Annotated in this window: 18 protein-coding genes; 11 read left to right on the top strand and 7 right to left on the bottom strand. The window is 72.2% G+C overall.

What is annotated here, in order from left to right:
* Positions 1–3: 3 nt before the first annotated feature.
* Positions 4–1611 (bottom strand): phosphoglucomutase (alpha-D-glucose-1,6-bisphosphate-dependent), encoded by a 1608-nt coding sequence (gene pgm, locus ACWENQ_RS26115; protein ID WP_449926265.1) that lies wholly within the window; start codon positions 1609–1611, stop codon positions 4–6.
* A 59-nt stretch (positions 1612–1670) separates the two neighbouring features.
* On the opposite strand from pgm, the gene ACWENQ_RS26110 reads away from it, so the two are divergent.
* The 8 genes from ACWENQ_RS26110 to ACWENQ_RS26075 are packed head-to-tail and all read left to right on the top strand — an operon-like array spanning position 1671 to position 8881.
* A complete protein-coding gene (locus tag ACWENQ_RS26110) occupies positions 1671–2660 on the top strand; it encodes an ABC transporter substrate-binding protein (protein WP_452416605.1) in 990 nt (329 codons plus the stop codon).
* The gene (locus ACWENQ_RS26105; protein ID WP_449926271.1) at positions 2657–3481 is read left to right on the top strand and encodes an ABC transporter permease; all 825 of its coding nucleotides are present in this window, start codon (positions 2657–2659) and stop codon (positions 3479–3481) included. Before ACWENQ_RS26110 ends, ACWENQ_RS26105 begins: the two co-directional genes overlap by 4 nt.
* Positions 3469–4158, top strand: coding sequence for an ABC transporter ATP-binding protein (locus tag ACWENQ_RS26100; RefSeq protein WP_452416604.1), 690 nt, complete (start codon positions 3469–3471; stop codon positions 4156–4158). Before ACWENQ_RS26105 ends, ACWENQ_RS26100 begins: the two co-directional genes overlap by 13 nt.
* A complete protein-coding gene (locus tag ACWENQ_RS26095; protein ID WP_452416602.1) occupies positions 4155–5144 on the top strand; it encodes an ABC transporter substrate-binding protein in 990 nt (329 codons plus the stop codon). Before ACWENQ_RS26100 ends, ACWENQ_RS26095 begins: the two co-directional genes overlap by 4 nt.
* A complete protein-coding gene (locus ACWENQ_RS26090) occupies positions 5144–5974 on the top strand; it encodes an LLM class flavin-dependent oxidoreductase (RefSeq protein ID WP_449926278.1) in 831 nt (276 codons plus the stop codon). Before ACWENQ_RS26095 ends, ACWENQ_RS26090 begins: the two co-directional genes overlap by 1 nt.
* Entirely contained in the window at positions 5964–7064 is a 1101-nt protein-coding gene (locus tag ACWENQ_RS26085) for an LLM class flavin-dependent oxidoreductase (protein WP_452416601.1), read from the top strand. The genes ACWENQ_RS26090 and ACWENQ_RS26085 overlap by 11 nt, the downstream gene beginning before the upstream one ends.
* Positions 7064–7942 (top strand): ABC transporter substrate-binding protein, encoded by an 879-nt coding sequence (locus ACWENQ_RS26080; RefSeq protein WP_452416599.1) that lies wholly within the window; start codon positions 7064–7066, stop codon positions 7940–7942. Before ACWENQ_RS26085 ends, ACWENQ_RS26080 begins: the two co-directional genes overlap by 1 nt.
* A gap of 45 nt (positions 7943–7987) precedes the next feature.
* On the top strand, positions 7988–8881 hold the full coding sequence (locus tag ACWENQ_RS26075; protein ID WP_452416598.1) for a TIGR03564 family F420-dependent LLM class oxidoreductase: 894 nt from the start codon (positions 7988–7990) through the stop codon (positions 8879–8881).
* Between the two features lie 105 nt (positions 8882–8986).
* Here ACWENQ_RS26075 and ACWENQ_RS26070 read toward each other — a convergent pair whose 3' ends face one another.
* From ACWENQ_RS26070 to ACWENQ_RS26045, 6 genes are all read right to left on the bottom strand, one after another.
* The gene (locus ACWENQ_RS26070; protein WP_354912213.1) at positions 8987–9394 is read right to left on the bottom strand and encodes a VOC family protein; all 408 of its coding nucleotides are present in this window, start codon (positions 9392–9394) and stop codon (positions 8987–8989) included.
* The gene (locus ACWENQ_RS26065) at positions 9391–9864 is read right to left on the bottom strand and encodes a helix-turn-helix transcriptional regulator (protein WP_452416596.1); all 474 of its coding nucleotides are present in this window, start codon (positions 9862–9864) and stop codon (positions 9391–9393) included. The genes ACWENQ_RS26070 and ACWENQ_RS26065 overlap by 4 nt, the downstream gene beginning before the upstream one ends.
* On the bottom strand, positions 9851–11011 hold the full coding sequence (locus ACWENQ_RS26060) for a 4-hydroxybenzoate 3-monooxygenase (RefSeq protein WP_452416594.1): 1161 nt from the start codon (positions 11009–11011) through the stop codon (positions 9851–9853). Before ACWENQ_RS26060 ends, ACWENQ_RS26065 begins: the two co-directional genes overlap by 14 nt.
* Before the next feature lie 79 nt (positions 11012–11090).
* Entirely contained in the window at positions 11091–11831 is a 741-nt protein-coding gene (locus ACWENQ_RS26055) for an IclR family transcriptional regulator (protein WP_354912204.1), read from the bottom strand.
* A 9-nt stretch (positions 11832–11840) separates the two neighbouring features.
* On the bottom strand, positions 11841–12476 hold the full coding sequence (locus tag ACWENQ_RS26050; RefSeq protein WP_452416593.1) for a 3-oxoacid CoA-transferase subunit B: 636 nt from the start codon (positions 12474–12476) through the stop codon (positions 11841–11843).
* Positions 12476–13228 carry a CoA transferase subunit A gene (locus ACWENQ_RS26045; protein ID WP_449926298.1) on the bottom strand — a complete coding sequence of 251 codons (753 nt, stop codon included), beginning with the start codon at positions 13226–13228 and terminating at the stop codon, positions 12476–12478. Before ACWENQ_RS26045 ends, ACWENQ_RS26050 begins: the two co-directional genes overlap by 1 nt.
* 267 nt (positions 13229–13495) lie before the next feature.
* Between ACWENQ_RS26045 and ACWENQ_RS26040 the strand changes: the two genes are divergently transcribed.
* The 3 genes from ACWENQ_RS26040 to ACWENQ_RS26030 all read left to right on the top strand — a co-directional run bounded on the left by ACWENQ_RS26040 (position 13496) and on the right by ACWENQ_RS26030 (position 16587).
* Positions 13496–14092 (top strand): glycoside hydrolase family 25 protein, encoded by a 597-nt coding sequence (locus ACWENQ_RS26040; RefSeq protein WP_449926300.1) that lies wholly within the window; start codon positions 13496–13498, stop codon positions 14090–14092.
* A gap of 43 nt (positions 14093–14135) precedes the next feature.
* A complete protein-coding gene (gene thrS, locus ACWENQ_RS26035; RefSeq protein WP_449926302.1) occupies positions 14136–16106 on the top strand; it encodes a threonine--tRNA ligase in 1971 nt (656 codons plus the stop codon).
* Between the two features lie 91 nt (positions 16107–16197).
* Complete coding sequence (locus tag ACWENQ_RS26030) at positions 16198–16587, top strand: peptidase inhibitor family I36 protein (RefSeq protein ID WP_354912189.1); 390 nt, start codon at positions 16198–16200, stop codon at positions 16585–16587.
* The last annotated feature ends 42 nt before the right edge of the window (positions 16588–16629 follow it).

Below are 16629 nucleotides of genomic sequence, written 5' to 3'. Positions count from 1 at the left end.
CGGTCAGCCGAGCGCGGCCGAGACGACCGCGCGGGCCTCCTCCTGCACCCGGGCCAGGTGCTCGGGCCCCTTGAACGACTCCGCGTAGATCTTGTAGACGTCCTCGGTGCCCGAGGGCCTGGCCGCGAACCAGGCGTTCTCGGTGGTCACCTTCACCCCGCCCAGCGGTGCCCCGTTGCCCGGCGCGTTGGTCAGCACCCCGGTGATCGGCTCGCCGGCCAGCGTGCCGGCGGTGATCTGCGACGCCGACAGCTTGGCCAGCACCGCCTTCTCCTCGCGGGTCGCCGGGGCGTCCACCCGCGCGTAGGCGGGCGAGCCGAACCGCGACGTCAGCGAGGAGTAGTGCTCGCTCGGCGACGACCCGGTCACCGCGAGGATCTCCGAGGCCAGCAGCGCCAGGATGATCCCGTCCTTGTCGGTGCTCCACGGCGACCCGTCGCGTCGCAGGAACGAGGCCCCGGCGCTCTCCTCGCCGCCGAACCCGAGCGAGCCGTCCAGCAGCCCGGCGACGAACCACTTGAACCCGACGGGCACCTCGTACAGCTTGCGCCCGACGGACGCCGCCACCCTGTCGATCATGCTGCTGCTGACGAGGGTCTTGCCGACGCCCGCGTCGCCCGGCCACGAGGGACGGTGACCGTACAGGTAGGAGATGGCCACGGCCAGGTAGTGGTTGGGGTTGAGCAGGCCGGCGTCGGGGGTGACGACGCCGTGCCGGTCGGCGTCGGCGTCGTTGCCCGTGGCGATGTCGTAGGTGGAGCGGTTGGCGATCAGCGACGCCATGGCGTGAGGGGAGGAGCAGTCCATGCGGATCTTGCCGTCCCAGTCGAGCGTCATGAACCGCCACGTCGGGTCGGTGAGCGGGTTGACGACCGTGAGGTCGAGGCCGTGCCTGGCGGCGATCTCGCCCCAGTAGGCCACGCTCGCCCCGCCGAGCGGGTCGGCACCGATGCGCACGCCGGCCGACCTGATCGCGTCGATGTCGATCACGCTGGGCAGGTCGTCGACGTAGGCGCCGAGGAAGTCGTAGCGCTCGCCGAGCGCGGGGGAGTACGGCACCCGCCGTACCTCCTTCAGGCCGCCCGCGATGAGCGCGTTGGCGCGGTCCTGGATCCAGGAGGTGGCGTCGGTGTCGGCCGGCCCGCCGTTCGGCGGGTTGTACTTGAACCCGCCGTCGCGCGGCGGGTTGTGCGACGGGGTGACCACGACGCCGTCGGAGCCTGGATGGGTCAGGATCGCGTGGGAGACGGCGGGGGTGGGCGTGTAGCCGTCGCGGCTGTCGACGAGCACGGTCACGTCGTTGGCGGCGAACACCTCCAGCGCCGAGACCTTGGCCGGCTCCGACAGCGCGTGGGTGTCGGCGCCGAGGAACAGCGGCCCGGTGATGCCCTGCGCGGCACGGTACTCCACGATCGCCTGGCTGGTCGCCAGGATGTGGTCCTCGTTGAAGGCGGTGTCCAGGGACGAGCCCCGGTGACCCGAGGTGCCGAACGCCACGCGCTGCGACACCTCGGCGGGGTCGGGGTGCAGCGTGTAGTACGCGGTCACCAGGCGGGCCACGTCGACCAGGTCGGATGGCCGGGCGGGCTGTCCGGCGCGCTCATGCGTCATGAGATCCACCCTACAGACCAGGCTTGACGCAGACTAAACCTACCTGAATTATAGGGAATATGAGTCCTCGTCTGGCGAGCCTCGCGGTCGCGACGCTCCTCGCCGTGTCCGCCTGTGCCTCCCCCGCCGCGAAAGCGCAGGAGGGAGCCGTGCTCAAGCTGAAGGACCCGGGCAACGCCGGCCCGCTGGCCTACGCCAAGAAGCACGGGATCCTGGAGAAGCGCCTGGCCGCCGTCGGCGCCAGGGTCGAGTGGGGCGGCACCTACGCCTCCTTCACCGCCACCGTCGACGCCGTCCGCTCCGGCTCGGTCAACGTCCTGGAAGGCGCGATCTCACCCGCCCTCGGCTACCTCGCCAACGGCAAGGACATCAAGATCTTCTCGATCACCGACCGGGTCACCGACCCCGCCGCGCCGAAGACGGACGGCCTCGTGGTGCCCGCCGGCAGCCCGGTCAAGGACGTCAAGGAGCTCGCCGGCAGGAAGGTCGCGGTCAACAAGGGCGGGCGGGGGGAGTACCTGCTGCTGCTCGCGCTGGAGCGGGCGGGCCTGCGCCCCGAGCAGGTGACCCGCGTCTACCTCAACCCCGACCAGGCCGCCTCCGCCTTCGCCACCGGCAAGGTCGACGCCTGGTGGGCGATCGTGCGCGCCTACCCGGAGGTCGTGGCCAAGGGCGCCAAGGTGCTGGTGCACAGCGATGACCTGCCCGACCGGGACCTGTCCATCCAGGCCGCGCGGGTGGAGCTGCTCCAGCGGCACCCCGAGGCGGTGCGGGTCTATCTCGACGTGCTGCGCGAGCTGACCACACAGGCCCAGACGGAGCCGGAGAGGTTCCAGAACGTCTTCCTCACCCAGGGCCCCACCGCCCTGTCCGGCGCGCGCCTCCAGGAGGAGCTGGCCAAGGCCAGGTACGCACTCCCTCCGCGCCCGGCCACCGCCGCCGACGGCGCCTACGTCAAGGACGTGGCGGCCGTCTTCCACAAGTACGGCGTGCTGCCCGCCGCGCCGAACCCGGCCGACGTCATCTTCGAGCGGAAGGCGAGCCGATGACGACGACGCTGACCGGCGCCGAACCGGTCACGGCGCTGGAGGAGCCGCGCTTCCTCGGCACGAGGCGGCGCCCGCCTGCCCTCAGCGCGGCCGTCAGGGGGTCGGTGCCGCTGCTCCTGCTGGCCGCCTGGTGGTACGGCTCGGCCGGCGGCGCCATCCCCTCCGACGTGCTGGCGGCTCCCGAGCAGGTCGCCGGCGCGCTCGGCGAGCTGGCGGGAACCGGCCAGCTGGGCGACTACCTGCTCGCCTCGGCCCACCGAGCAGGTCTCGGGGTCCTGCTCGGCGGCGGGCTCGGCCTGCTCCTCGGCGTGGTCGCGGGACTGTCCGCGCTCGGCGAGGAGCTGGTCGACCCCACCATGCAGATGAAGCGCGCCGTGCCCTTCCTCGCGCTGGTGCCGCTGTTCATCTCCTGGTTCGGGGTGGAGGAGACGTTCAAGGTCGTCCTCATCGCCGTGGCGGCGGCCGGCCCCATGTACGCCTACACCTACCTCGGCGTGCGCGGCGTCGACCGCAAGCTGGTCGAGGCGGCCAGGGGCTTCGGCCTGAAGGGGCCGGCGCTGGCCCTCGGCGTGGTCGTCCCGACCGCCCTGCCGAACATCCTCATGGCCCTGCGCGTGTCGCTGTCGGTCGCGCTCACCGGCCTCATCGCGGCCGAGCAGATCGGCGCCACCGAGGGCATCGGCTACCTCGTCACGCTCTCCCAGCAGTACTACCGCAACGACTACATGATCCTCTGCGTGGTGATTTACGCGGTGCTCGGGCTGGCCATCGACCTGGCCGTCCGCGGCGTCGAGAGGGTGAGCATGCCGTGGCGGCGGTGATCGTCAAGGAGCTAGGCAAGTCCTTCGGCGGCAGGACCGTCCTGAAGGACGTCAGCCTGGAGCTCGCGCGCGGGGAGTTCTTCGCCCTGCTCGGCCCGAGCGGCACGGGCAAGACGACGCTCCTGCGCGTCCTGGCGGGGCTGGAGCGGCCCGACGCGGGCACGGTGCTGGCGCCGCGCCGCCGTACGACGGTCTACCAGGAGCCCAGGCTGGTGCAGGCGCGCAGGGCGCTGGCCAACGTCACGCTGGGGCTGCCGCGCTCGGCCCGCGAGGCGGGACTGGCGGCGCTGGCGGAGGTGGGCCTGTCCGGGCACGCCGACGCGTGGCCCGCCACCCTGTCCGGTGGGGAGGCCCAGCGGGTCGCCCTGGCCAGAGCCCTGGTCAGGGAGCCGGAGCTGCTCCTGCTCGACGAGCCGTTCGCCGCCCTCGACGCGCTCACCCGGCTGCAGATGCAGGACCTCGTCGCCGAGCTGTGCGCCCGCCACCGGCCCGCCGTCGTGCTGGTCACCCACGACGTGGACGAGGCGGTACGGCTGGCCGACCGCGTCGCCGTCCTGCGCGACGGCGAGCTGGCCGTCGACCGCCGCATCGACCTGCCCCACCCGCGAGAGCGCGACGACCCCCGCTTCCTCGCCCATCGCGGCCTGTTCCTCTCCCACCTTGGAGTGCACGCATGAACATCTGGTACACCCGCTGCCCGGTGCCGACGGCCTCCGGCCTGGCGCACAACCTGGGCTGGCTGGAGCAGGAGCTCGGCGAGATCGGCATCCTGCAGGACGCCCCGCCCGAGATCGCCAGGCACCACTTCGACCACGACCTGCTCGGCCTGTTCCGCGAGGGCGGGAACGTTCCCGCGCTGGCCGCCCGCGCGGAGGGCGCCCGCACCCGGCTGATCGGCCTGACCTGGATCGAGGAGTGGCAGTCGATCCTGGTCCGGCCCGGGTCGGGGATCGAGGACGCGGCCGGCCTGCGCGGCGCCCGCTTCGCGCTGCCCGCGTGGGCCGCCACCAGGGCCGAGAGCTTTCCCCGCGCGATGGCGCTGCACGGCGCCAAGGGCGCACTGTCGCAGGCGGGTCTGACGCTCGACGACGTGACGTTCGTGGACGTGGAGATCGCCGGGCCCGGCGTCGGGCGCGGGGCGGGGGCCGGCCCGTGGTCATGGCCGGGCATCGAGGAGCTGGCCAGGGGCGAGGTGGACGCGGTGTACGTCAAGGGCGCCCGCGCCGCCGAGCAGGCCGCCGGGATCGGCGCGGTCGTGGCCGTGGACCTGGACGCCCACCCCGATCCGCGCACCCGCGTCAACAACGGCACGCCCAGGCCCATCACCGTGCACGAGGACCTGCTGGCCGAGCGCCCCGAGGTCGTCACCGGGTTCCTGGTGCAGACGCTGCGCGCCGCCGAGTGGGCGGCCACCAGCCTGGAGGAGGTGCGCGCCATCCTCGGCAGGGAGACCCGGTCGGGCCCGCGCGGCGTGACCACCGCCTACCGCGACGACTTCCACACCACGCTGCACCCCGACCTGTCGCCGGAGCGCCTGGACCTGCTGGGCGTGCAGAAGGACTTCCTGCGCCTGCACGGGTTCCTGGCCGCCGACGTCGACATCGACGCCTGGGCCGCCCACGAGCCGCTGGCCGCGGCGCGCGAGATCCTGGGGGGTGCGTGATGGCCGAGTTCTTCATCACGCTGCCCAGCAAGGGCCAGCGGCGCGGCGGCGACCACCTGCTGCAGGTGGGCAGGGCGGCCGAGCTGGCCGGCTACACCGGCGCCTACGCGCCCTTCGACCCCGAGGGGGAGGAGTCGCTGGTCATCGCCGCGGGGCTGCTCAGGCAGACCAGGTACCTGCGGCTGCTGGCCGGCTTCCATCCCGGCATCGCCACCCCCGTCTACGCCGCCAAGGTCGCCGCCTCCCTGCAGCGATTCTCCGGTGACAGGCTCGACTGGCGCATCGACGTCGACCTCGACCCGGCCGTGGCCAGGGCGCACGGCGACTTCACCGAGGGCGCCGACCGCTACGCCCGCGCCGAGGAGTTCCTGACCATCGCCAAGGGCGTCTGGCACCAGCGCGACTACACCCACGAGGGCCGCTACTACCAGGTGCTGTCCGGCGGCTTCGCGGCGCCGCTGTCGGGGCGGGCCTTCCCGCGCGTCCACCTGTCGGGCACCTCGCCCGACGCACTGGCCCTGTCGCTGCGGCACGCCGACGTCCACGTCTTCGACCACGGCGACGACCTGTCCCTCACCGCCGAGCTGCCGGGCCTCGCCTACGGCCTGCGCCTGGCCGTCCACGCGAGGGAGACCGAGAGGGAGGCCGCGCTGGACGGCTTCGACGGCCTCGCCGGCTCCTATGAGAGCATCGCCCGCCGGCTGCGGGACTACATCGACCAGGGCGTCGAGGTCTTCTACCTGGAGGCCACGCCGTACCTGGAGGAGACCTACCGTCTGGGCGAGCACCTGCTGCCGCTGCTGGCCAGGGAGGACGTCCATGCCGGTTGACATCTACTGGCGCATCGGCACCCACGGCGACCAGCCCTCGCTGCGCCGCCGCACGCCCTCCAGGGGAGACTGGGCGCCGCTCGCGCCCGGCAACCTCGCGCCCGGGGTGCGTGACGACTACAGCTACCTCGAGCACATGGCCGACGTGGCGCGGGCCGGCGAGGGGGCGGGCTTCGCAGGCGGGCTGCTGCCGTCCTTCCCCAACACCGACGATCCGTGGGCGACGGCCGCGAGCCTGGGCCGCGAGACCTCCACCTACCGGTTCATGATCGCTTTTCAGCCGGGGTTCCTGCACCCGGTGCAGGCGGCGCGGATGACCGCGACGCTGCAGCGGGCCACCGGCGGCCGGGTCGTCTACAACGTGATCTCCGGTGGCGGCGGGCCCGACCAGCTGTGGTGGGGCGACAAGGTCGGTCACGACGACCGCTACGCGCGCACCTCGGAGTTCCTCGACGTCCTGCGCGGCGTGTGGGGCGGCGCCCCGTACTCCTTCGACGGGCGGTTCTACCGCGTCGAAGGTGCGCGGCTGCCCGAACCGCTGCGGGGCCAGCCGTTCCCCGAGATCTACTTCTCCGGCTCCTCGCCGGCGGCCATCGAGGCCGCGGGACGGCACGCCGACTACTGCCTGTCGTGGCTGGAGCCGTTCCACGCCCTGGAGGAGAAGTTCGCCCGGGTGCGCGAGCGCAGCCCCACCCCGCCGAAGTTCGCCGTGCGGATCGACGTGCTGGCCCGCGAGAGCGAGCGGGAGGCGTGGGCGGAGATCGAGCAGGGCTGGGACAACATCGACCCCTCGGTGCTGCGCGGCGCCACCGGCGACTCGATCGGCTGGCAGCGCAGCCAGTCGTTCGTCACCGGCCCGGTCACCGGCCACCGGGACCTGGAGGTCACGCCCAACGTGTGGGGCGGCTTCCACCTGCTGCGCGGCGGGCCCGCCTTCGGCCTGGTCGGCAGCTACGCGCAGGTCGCCGCGCGGCTCGACGAGCTGATCGCGCTCGGCGTCGGCGCCTTCATCCTGGCCAGCGTGCCTCACCTGGAAGAGGCCTACCGCGTCGGCGAGAACGTGCTCCCCCTCGTGAAAGGAATCTCCTGATGACCGTCCGTGTCGGCTACTTCCCTTCCAACAACTCCCTCTGGGTGCTGCGTCACCGCGGCGTCCTGGAGCGGACCCTGCCCGAGGTCGAGTGGGTGGACCTGCGCGACCAGCCCGCCGGGGAGCGCCCCTCGCCGGCCGAGGGGCTGCCCTCCCTGCACGGCGACCACCTCTTCGACGGCGGCTACGACTTCATCGGCACCGGCTCGACGCCGCCGGTCACCGCCCAGGCCAAGGGGCACGACATCGTCTACGTGGGCATCTCGGGCTCGCGGCACGAGAACGGCCGCCTGGTGACCAGGGCCGACTCCGGCATCGCCTCAGTCGCCGACCTCAAGGGCAGGAAGGTGGCGCTCGGGCACGGCTCGTGGCAGACGACGCTGCTGCTGTTCGCCCTGGACGAGGCCGGCCTGGCCTGGAGCGACATCGTCCCCGTCGACGCGGGCGTCGACGCCGCCCGGCTGCTGCTCGACGGCGAGGTGGACGCCTGGGTCGGCTCCTACCCGGCGCTCAGCCGGGTCGAGGACCGGACCAGGACGCTCGTGCGGACCGACGGCCTGTTCAGCCACCGCTCGCTCTGGTTCACCCGCCGTGACTTCGCCACCGAGCGCCCGGACGCGGTGAAGGCCATCGTCGCCGCGCTCCAGGAGTCCGACGACTGGATCACCCGCAACCACCGCGCCGCCGCCGAACTGTTCGCGGCCGACGACGGCGGCAGCGTCGACGACTGGGAGAACGCGCTGCGCAGGCGGCCGTTCGGGGTGGAGAAGGTCACGCCCGAGTTCGTCGCCGAGCAGCAGCGTGCCGCCGACCTGTTCCACGCCGCGGGCCTCATCGACAGGCGGATCCGCGTGGCCGACGCGGTGATCGACATCTAGCGGGTTAGACTCGCCGCATCCAGAACAGAATGGAGTTCGGTTGCGATGCGAGTCGGACTGTTCCTCAACGAGCCCCAGGGCCAGGACCCCATCGCCGAGCTGCGGGAGTCGATGGCCCGAGCCGCGGACGACGGGTTCGCCTCCGCCTGGATGTCCAACATCTTCGGGCTCGACGCGATCACCGCGCTGGCCGTGGCGGGCAGCCAGGTGCCCGGCATCGAGCTCGGCACCGCGGTCGTGCCGACCTACCCGCGCCACCCGGCGGCGCTGGCCCAGCAGGCGCTGACGGCCAACGCCGCCCTCGGCGGCAGGCTCGCGCTCGGCATCGGCCTGTCGCACAGGATCGTCATCGAGGACATGTTCGGCTACAGCTACGAGCGGCCCGCCCGGCACATGAAGGAGTACCTGGACATCCTGCTGCCGCTGACGCGCGGCGAGAAGGCCCAGGTCAACGGCGAGACGCTGCGGGCGAACATCCGGCTCGGCGCCGCCGGCACCGGCCTGCCGGTGCTGATCGCCGCGCTCGCGCCCCGCATGCTGGAGCTGGCCGGCTCCATGACCGACGGCACCGCGCTCTGGATGACCGGCCCCAGGACGGTCGAGGAGCACGTCGTGCCCGCCATCACGCGGGCCGCCGAGCGCGCCGGCAGGCCCGCGCCCCGCGTGGTGTGCGCGCTGCCGGTCTGCGTCACCGACGACCCCGCCACGGCCAGGACCCGTGCCGCCGAGGTCTTCTCGGTGTACGGCCGGCTGCCCTCCTACCGGGCGACGCTCGACAGGGAGGGCGCGGCGGGACCCGGCGACGTGGCGATCGTCGGGGACGAGGCCGAGGTGCGCGCCCAGATCGAGGCGCTCGGCCGGATCGGGGTCACCGACTTCGTGGCCGCCGAGTTCTCCGCGCGCGAGCGCACCAGGGAACTCCTCAAGAGCCTCCGCTGACCGGCCGGTCTGGCGGGCACGGCCCGGCGACCAGGGCCCGCTTCGGCCGCCACGACACGGCCGGGACCCCGGCTCGGCGCCCTCGCCGGGGAGGCGGGCCTGGGGTCAGCGCCTGCGCTGGGTCAGGCTGAACCAGTTGCCCGAGTTGTCGCGGAAGAGAGCCTCGATCCCGTAGGGCCGGTCGGCCGGCTCCTGAACGAACTCGACCCCCTTGGCCGACAACTCCTCGAAGGTCTTGTGGCAGTCGTCGGTGGTCAAGACGCCCGGCCCCATCGCCCCCTTGGCGATCACGGACCGCAGCTGGGCCGCTGTCTCCTCGTCGAAGTGCGGCGCGCCGATCGCCGACAGGACGATCGTGATGTCCTGCCGGTCCTTCGGCCCCACCGTCAGCCAGCGGTAGTCGCCGAGCGTGATGTCCTCGCGGACCACCAGCCCCAGCTTCTCGGTGTAGAAGGCCTTCGCCTCGTCCTGGTCGAGCACGTAGACACAGGTGTGGGAGAGCCCGTTGATCATGATGTTCCTCCTCCTAGGCGGTCTCGTCCGACGCTAGGGGAGGTCCCGCCGGGGCCGCTTCTCCCAGATTGCTCGAACGGCGGGCGGGTGCACATCAGCACGAAGCAGCCGGGGATCGGGGGAGGGCCGCCCTGCCGTACGGACTCCTCCCTGAAGGCGCTCGGCGAGCGGCCGACCATGGCGGTGAACCGGGAGCTGAACGAGCCGAGGCTGGAGAAGCCGACCAGGACGCAGATCTCGGTGACGTCGAGGTTGGTGGCGCGCAGCAGGTCCTTGGCCCGTTCGATGCGCCGCGAGGTCAGGTAGCGTGCCGGCGTCTCGCCGTAGGCCTGCTTGAAGGAGCGGGCGAAGTGGAAGCGGGAGCAGCCCGCGGCGCCGGCCAGCGCGTCGAGGTCGAGCGGCTCGGCGTAGCGTCGGTCGGCCAGATCACGCGCGCGCCGCAGATGCGGCAGCAGGTCAGGGGCCGTCATGGGGGAAGCCTACGTAGTTCTCCGCCAGCGTGGTGGCCGCCGCCCTGGAGGAGACCACGTACTCCAGGTGCGACAGCTGCAGCCGCCGGGCGAAGGCGTCGGCCGAGTGGTCGGTGTGCAGGAGCGTGGTCATCCAGTACGAGAAGTGCTCGGCCCGCCACACGCCCCTGAGCCTGGAGGCGGAGTAGCCGTCGAGCAGCGCGGTGGAGCCCTCCTCGTAGCGGGCGGCGATCGCCGCGGCCAGCGCCGTCACGTCGGACACCGCCAGGTTGAGCCCCTTGGCGCCGGTCGGCGGCACGATGTGCGCGGCGTCACCGGCCAGGAAGAGCTTGTCGTGCCGCATCGGCTCGGTGACGAAGCTGCGCATCGGCGTGATCGCCTTCTCCCTGATCGGGCCGTCCTTGAGCGTCCAGCCGTCACGGGTGGCGAACCTGGTGCGCAGCTCGCTCCAGACGCGCTCGTCCGGCCAGGCGGCAACCTGCTCGTCGGGGGGGACCTGGAGGTAGAGGCGGCTGACCTGGGGCGAGCGCAGGCTGTGCAGGGCGAAGCCGCGCTCGTGGTGGCAGTAGATGAGCTCCTCGGTCGAGGGCGCGACGTCGGCCAGCACGCCCAGCCAGGCGAACGGGTAGTCACGCTCGAACACCCGCGCGTCAGGCACGGCGGCGCGCGAGACCCCGTGGAAGCCGTCGCACCCGGCGATCAGGTCGCAATCGAGGGTCCTGAGCACGCCGTTCTCGCGGTAGGTGACGCGCGGCGCGGCCGGATCGACCGCCACGACCTCCGCCTCGAACCTGATCCGGCCCTCGGGCGACAGCGCGATGAGATCCTTCACGATCTCGGTCTGCGCGTAGATCGTGACCGCCTTGCCCCCGGTCAGCTCGCTCAGCGGGATCCGGTGGCCGGCCCCGTCGAAGCGCAGCTCCAGCCCGTGGTGGGTGAGCCCCTCGCGATCCAGCCGGGCACCCGCCCCCGAGGCCTGCAGCACGTCGACCGTGCCCTGCTCCAGCATCCCGGCCCGCTGCCGGTGCTCGCAGTAGGCGCGGTCGCGGCTCTCGAGCACCACCGCGTCGATGCCGCGCCGTTCGAGCAGGCGGGACAGCACCAGTCCCGCCGGCCCCGCTCCGATGATCGCTACCTGGGTACGCATGCCCTGATCCTCATGGTCGGCCCCCTGTGCTCGTCCGCCGCTCTTCCGGTCAGCGGAACCTCCCTCGCCGGCGCCCGTGTCAGTAGTGGCCGCTGACGTCGCGCGACAGCGCCTTGGCGCTGGTGACCAGCGTGGGCACGACCGCGCGCAGGTCGGCGCGCGGCCGGGTGACGATCGACAGGGCCGCGACCACCTCACCGTCCGCCCCGCGCACCGGAGCAGCCACCGAGCAGGTGCCCAGGGTCATCTCCTCGCGCGTCACCGCCACGCCGATCCTGCGCACCTCGGCCAGGGCGGCGCGCAGCCGGTCGGGATCGGTCACCGTGTGCCTGGTCAGCGCGGGCAGGCCGGCGGCGACGACCGCCTCGGTCACCTGGTCGGGCGCGAACGCCAGCAGCACCCTGCCCACCCCCGTGGCGTGCAGCGGCAGCTCGCCGCCGACCCTGCTGACGGTCGGGACCGAGGCGGGGCCGCGCAGCCGTTCGAGATACAGCGCCTTCAGCCCGCGCCGCACGGCCAGCTGCACGTTGGCGTGCGTGATCTCGTACAGGTCCTCCATGTACGGCAGCGCCAGCTCCCGCAGGTCGGCCGCGGCCGCCGCCTGGGCGCCGATCCGCCACAGCCTGATGCCCACCCGGTAGGCGCCGTCGGGCAGCCGCTCGACGAAGCCGCCCCTGGCCAGCTCGCCCACCAGCCGGTGCCCGGTGGTCAGCGGCAGGCCCGCCCTCCGGCAGATCTCGGTCAGCGTCAGCCGTACGTCGCCGTGGGCGAAGGCGTCGAGGATCGCCATCACTTTTCCGGCGACGCTAACGGGCGGCATGACCGGATATTAACGCTCCGTCACAACCTCGGGCTCGGTGGCCGCCCGCACCTGCTCGACGCTCACCCCCGGCGCGGTCTCGACCAGCCTGAGCCCCTCGGGCGTCACGTCGAGCACGGCCAGGTCGGTGATGATCCGGTCGACGCACCCCGCCCCCGTGAGCGGCAGCGAGCACTCCTTGACGATCTTCGGGACGCCGTCGCGGGTCAGGTGCTCCATGACCACGATCACCCTGCGCGCGCCGTGGACCAGGTCCATCGCGCCGCCCATCCCCTTGATCATCTTGCCCGGCACCGACCAGTTGGCCAGGTCGCCCCGGGCCGACACCTGCATGGCGCCGAGCACCGCCACGTCGATGTGACCGCCGCGGATCATCCCGAACGACAGGGCGGAGTCGAAGAACGCCGCCCCCGGCAGCACGGTGACCGTCTCCTTGCCGGCGTTGATCAGGTCGGGGTCCACCTCGTCCTCGAGCGGGTAGGGCCCCACGCCCAGCACGCCGTTCTCCGAGTGGACCACGACGTCCACGCCGGGCGGGATGAAGGCGGGGATCATCGTCGGCAGCCCGATGCCGAGGTTGACGTAGGTGCCGTCGGCGAGCTCGGCCGCCGCTCTGGCCGCGATCTGCTCCCTTGACCAGGCCATCAGCCGCGCACCGTCCTCTTCTCCACGTGCTTGACCGCCGCCTGCTCGGGCGTCAGCACGACCACCTTCTGCACGAACACCCCCGGCAGGTGCACCTCGTCGGGGTCGAGCTCGCACAGCTCCTCCACCTCCGCGATCGTCACCCGGCCCGCCATCGCCGCCAGCGGGTTGAAGTTGCGCGCGCTCTTGTCGAAGACCAGATTGCCGTGGGCGTCCCCCTTCGCCGCCCTGACCAGCGCGAAATCCGTCCTGATCGACTCCTCCAGCACGTACGGCACGCCGCCGAACTCCCGCACCTCCTTGGCCGGCGAGGCCACGGCCACGCTCCCGTCGGCGGCGTAGCGCCACGGCAGCCCGCCCTCGGCCACCAGCGTGCCGACCCCCGCGGGCGTGTAGAAGGCGGGTATCCCGCTGCCGCCCGCCCTGAGCCGCTCGGCCAGCGTGCCCTGCGGCACCAGCTCCACCTCGATCTCGCCGCCCAGATAGCGCCTGGCCAGCTCCCTGTTCTCGCCGATGTAGGAGCCCGTCGCCCGCGCGATCCGGCCCGCCGCCAGCAGCACCCCGAGCCCGCGCCCGTCGAGGCCGCAGTTGTTCGACACCACGTGCAGCCCGCTCGCGCCCTGCTCGTGCAGCGCCGCGATCAGCACCGCCGGCACGCCGCACAGCCCGAACCCGCCCACGGCCAGCGACGCGCCGTCACCGATGCCGGCGACCGCCTCGGCCGCCGACCCGACCACCTTCCCGACACTCATAGCGCTCACCGTTCCAGCCGGCACCGACAACACCACAGTGTCCTTCCGCAGAGCGGAAGCGGAACTCCCCGGCTTCGCCGGTTGACGTCCGTTCACATGGAACGGTCACGCGCAGTGAGCGAAACCCGGAGGGGCGTGACGGACCGTGCGGGCCCGTTCGACCGAAGCGGTTGCCCCCATGGGGCTGGAACTGTTCAATGACCTGCAGGCGGCGCGGTGGGAAGCCGGCCCCGGCCCGCCTTCGTAGACTCCGGCAGGGTGAAGCGCGTGCTGCACGGCATAGACGTGTCCGACTGGCAGGAAACGGTCGACTGGGCCGCTCACGCCGGCAGCGGCGTCGCCTTCGCCTTCGCCAGGGCGAGCGAGGGCGCCACCGGGCTCGACACGTCGTTCGACCGCAACTGGCGGCTCATGCGCGAGCACCGGCTGGTGTGCGGCGCCTACCACGTGGCCAGGCCCCAGGACGACCCGGTCGAGCAGGCCGGCCACTTCCTGCGCACCGTCGAGCGGGCAGGCGGGCTGCACGAGGGCGACCTGCTGGCGCTCGACCTGGAGTCGGCCGACGGGCTGCCGCCCGAGCGGGTGGCCAGGTTCGCCCGGCGCTGGTGCCGGCAGATCGACAAGCAGGTGGGCCTGCGGCCCCTCATCCACACCTTCCAGTGGTTCGCCGACGAGGGCAACTGCGCCGGCCTGGGCGACCATCCCCTCTGGATCGCCGCGCCGGGGAAGGCGATGGGGGAGCCCGTCGTGCCCCGGCCGTGGCGTGAGTGGGCCATCCACCAGTACGCCAACGTCCCCGTGGACCGCGACGTCTTCCACGGCAGCCGCCAGGACCTGACCAGGCTGGGGTATCACCCGCGATAGCATCGGTGTTCACCGTCGAAACCGTGCTATTCAAGGAGTCACCGTGTCAGCCGAGCTGCATATCACCCTCGCCGGAGCCGAGCGTGTGGTCGCGGCCGGCACGACGTACGGCGAGGCGCTCGAGGCCGACGGCCGCACCGTCATCGCCGCCCGCGTCGGCGGCGAGCTTCGCGACCTGGCCGCACCCGTCCGTGACGGCGACGTGATCGAGCCGGTCCAGATCGGCAGCGACGACGGCCGCGCCATCCTGCGCCACTCCACCGCCCACGTCATGGCGCAGGCGGTGCAGGAGCTGTTCCCCGAGGCCAGGCTGGGCATCGGCCCGCCGGTCGAGAACGGCTTCTACTACGACTTCGACGTCGAGCAGGCCTTCCACCCCGACGACCTCAAGCGCATCGAGAAGCGGATGCGCGAGATCGTCAAGCAGGGGCAGCTGTTCGCGCGGCGCGAGGTGTCCGACGACGCCGCGCGCGCCGAGCTGGCGGCCGAGCCGTACAAGCTGGAGCTGATCGGGCTCAAGGGCGGCGCCGCGGCCGCCGAGGACGGCGCCGGCGTCGAGGTCGGCGAGGGCCAGCTGAGCATCTACGACAACCTCGACCCGAAGACCGGCGAGCTGTGCTGGAAGGACCTGTGCAGGGGTCCCCACCTGCCCTCGACCAGGGTCATCCCGGCCTTCAAGCTGATGCGCTCGGGCGGCGCCTACTGGCGGGGCAGCGAGAAGAACCCGCAGCTGCAGCGCATCTACGGCACCGCGTGGGAGAGCCGCGAGAAGCAGGAGGAGTACCTCCACCTGCTGGAGGAGGCCGAGAAGCGCGACCACCGCAAGCTGGGCGCCGAGCTCGACCTGTTCTCCTTCCCCGAAGAGCTCGGCTCGGGCCTGCCGGTCTTCCACCCCAAGGGCGGCATCATCCGCAGGGAGATGGAGACCTACTCCAGGCGCAGGCACGAGGAGGCTGGCTACTCCTTCGTCAACTCCCCGCACATCACCAAGGGCCACCTGTACGAGGTCTCCGGTCACCTCGACTGGTACCGCGACGGCATGTTCCCGCCCATGGAGGTCGAGGGCGCCGACTACTACCTCAAGCCGATGAACTGCCCCATGCACAACCTGATCTTCGGGGCGCGCGGCAGGTCCTACCGCGAGCTGCCGCTGCGGCTGTTCGAGTTCGGCACCGTCTACCGCTACGAGAAGTCGGGCGTGGTCCACGGCCTGACCAGGGTGCGCGGCCTCACCCAGGACGACGCCCACATCTACTGCACCCGCGAGCAGATGAAGGACGAGCTGGCCTCGGCGCTGCGCTTCACGCTGAGCCTGCTGCGCGACTACGGCCTCGAGGACTTCTACCTCGAGCTGTCGACCAAGGACCCGGACAAGTTCGTCGGCTCCGACGAGGTCTGGGAGGAGGCGACCCGCACGCTGCGCGAGGTCGCCGAGGGCGAGAAGCTCGAGCTGGTGCTCGACCCCGGCGGCGCCGCCTTCTACGGCCCGAAGATCTCCGTGCAGGCCCGCGACGCGATCGGCCGCTCGTGGCAGATGTCGACCATCCAGCTCGACTTCAACCTGCCCGAGCGCTTCCAGCTGGAGTACCAGGCGGCCGACGGCAGCCGCCAGCGGCCCGTCATGATCCACCGGGCGCTGTTCGGCTCCATCGAGCGCTTCTTCGGCGTGCTGGTCGAGCACTACGCCGGCGCCTTCCCGCCCTGGCTGGCCCCGGTGCAGGTGGTCGGCATCCCGATCGCCGACGCCCACGCCCCCTACCTGCTCGACGTCGCCAAGAGGCTGCGCGAGCGGGGGATCAGGGTGGAGGTCGACACCGCCGACGACCGCATGCAGAAGAAGATCCGCAACGCGCAGAAGGCGAAGGTGCCCTTCATGCTGCTGGCCGGCGACGACGACATCGCCAACGGCGCGGTGTCCTTCCGCTACCGCAACGGCGAGCAGAAGAACGGCGTCCCGATCGACGAGGCCGTCGCCGAGATCGTCAACGCCGTGGAGCGCCGCGTCCAGGTCTGAGCGGTCCAGGTCTGAGTAGGGGTCTACTCATGCACGGCCGCCCGCGCCGGGAGACCCTCCTCGGGAAGCGATTCCTGGGGAGGGAACATCCATGCGACTCACGCGCATCCTGGTGGCGGGCGGGCTCGGCCTCGCCGTCCTCACGGCGGTGACCGGCGCCGCGCAGGCGTCGAGCACGGCGGCACCCAAGTGGAAGTGCTCGAACGGCAACGTCTGCCTGTACGACAAGGCCAACGGGGCGACGCTGTTCTGGCAGGAGAGCGAGTGCGGCGTCCACGGCCTGGGCACCGGCTATCTCGGCAGGGCCAGCTCGGTCAGGAACAGGACCGGCTCGACCGTGACGCTCTTCTCGGTCTTCCAGCCCAACGGCGCACCGAACACACTCGCCGAGGAGATCGTCTCCGTCGACGACAGTGACCGGGTCAACCTCGAGGACGACGAGGACAACGCGACCGCGCTCGTCTACATCCCGTGCGACTGACGCGTCCAAGACCGCCCCTGCCGCCACCCGCGGCAGGGGCGG

It is taken from the genome of Nonomuraea sp. NPDC004354 (assembly GCF_053602555.1).
The sequence above is the reverse complement of the archived record's forward strand: the minus strand, read 5'-3'. Positions and strand labels throughout refer to the sequence as shown.

What these genes read in the sequence shown, in the direction of transcription:
- ACWENQ_RS26080 (WP_452416599.1), top strand. Translation starts at nt 7,064, where the DNA reads ATGACCGTCCGTGTCGGCTACTTCCCTTCCAACAACTCCCTCTGGGTG.
- ACWENQ_RS26070 (WP_354912213.1), bottom strand. Translation starts at nt 9,394, where the DNA reads ATGATCAACGGGCTCTCCCACACCTGTGTCTACGTGCTCGACCAGGAC.
- ACWENQ_RS26075 (WP_452416598.1), top strand. Translation starts at nt 7,988, where the DNA reads ATGCGAGTCGGACTGTTCCTCAACGAGCCCCAGGGCCAGGACCCCATC.
- ACWENQ_RS26045 (WP_449926298.1), bottom strand. Translation starts at nt 13,228, where the DNA reads ATGAGTGTCGGGAAGGTGGTCGGGTCGGCGGCCGAGGCGGTCGCCGGC.
- ACWENQ_RS26055 (WP_354912204.1), bottom strand. Translation starts at nt 11,831, where the DNA reads ATGCCGCCCGTTAGCGTCGCCGGAAAAGTGATGGCGATCCTCGACGCC.
- ACWENQ_RS26095 (WP_452416602.1), top strand. Translation starts at nt 4,155, where the DNA reads ATGAACATCTGGTACACCCGCTGCCCGGTGCCGACGGCCTCCGGCCTG.
- ACWENQ_RS26110 (WP_452416605.1), top strand. Translation starts at nt 1,671, where the DNA reads ATGAGTCCTCGTCTGGCGAGCCTCGCGGTCGCGACGCTCCTCGCCGTG.
- ACWENQ_RS26105 (WP_449926271.1), top strand. Translation starts at nt 2,657, where the DNA reads ATGACGACGACGCTGACCGGCGCCGAACCGGTCACGGCGCTGGAGGAG.
- ACWENQ_RS26090 (WP_449926278.1), top strand. Translation starts at nt 5,144, where the DNA reads ATGGCCGAGTTCTTCATCACGCTGCCCAGCAAGGGCCAGCGGCGCGGC.
- ACWENQ_RS26060 (WP_452416594.1), bottom strand. Translation starts at nt 11,011, where the DNA reads ATGCGTACCCAGGTAGCGATCATCGGAGCGGGGCCGGCGGGACTGGTG.
- pgm (WP_449926265.1), bottom strand. Translation starts at nt 1,611, where the DNA reads ATGACGCATGAGCGCGCCGGACAGCCCGCCCGGCCATCCGACCTGGTC.
- ACWENQ_RS26085 (WP_452416601.1), top strand. Translation starts at nt 5,964, where the DNA reads ATGCCGGTTGACATCTACTGGCGCATCGGCACCCACGGCGACCAGCCC.
- ACWENQ_RS26065 (WP_452416596.1), bottom strand. Translation starts at nt 9,864, where the DNA reads ATGACGGCCCCTGACCTGCTGCCGCATCTGCGGCGCGCGCGTGATCTG.
- ACWENQ_RS26050 (WP_452416593.1), bottom strand. Translation starts at nt 12,476, where the DNA reads ATGGCCTGGTCAAGGGAGCAGATCGCGGCCAGAGCGGCGGCCGAGCTC.
- ACWENQ_RS26030 (WP_354912189.1), top strand. Translation starts at nt 16,198, where the DNA reads ATGCGACTCACGCGCATCCTGGTGGCGGGCGGGCTCGGCCTCGCCGTC.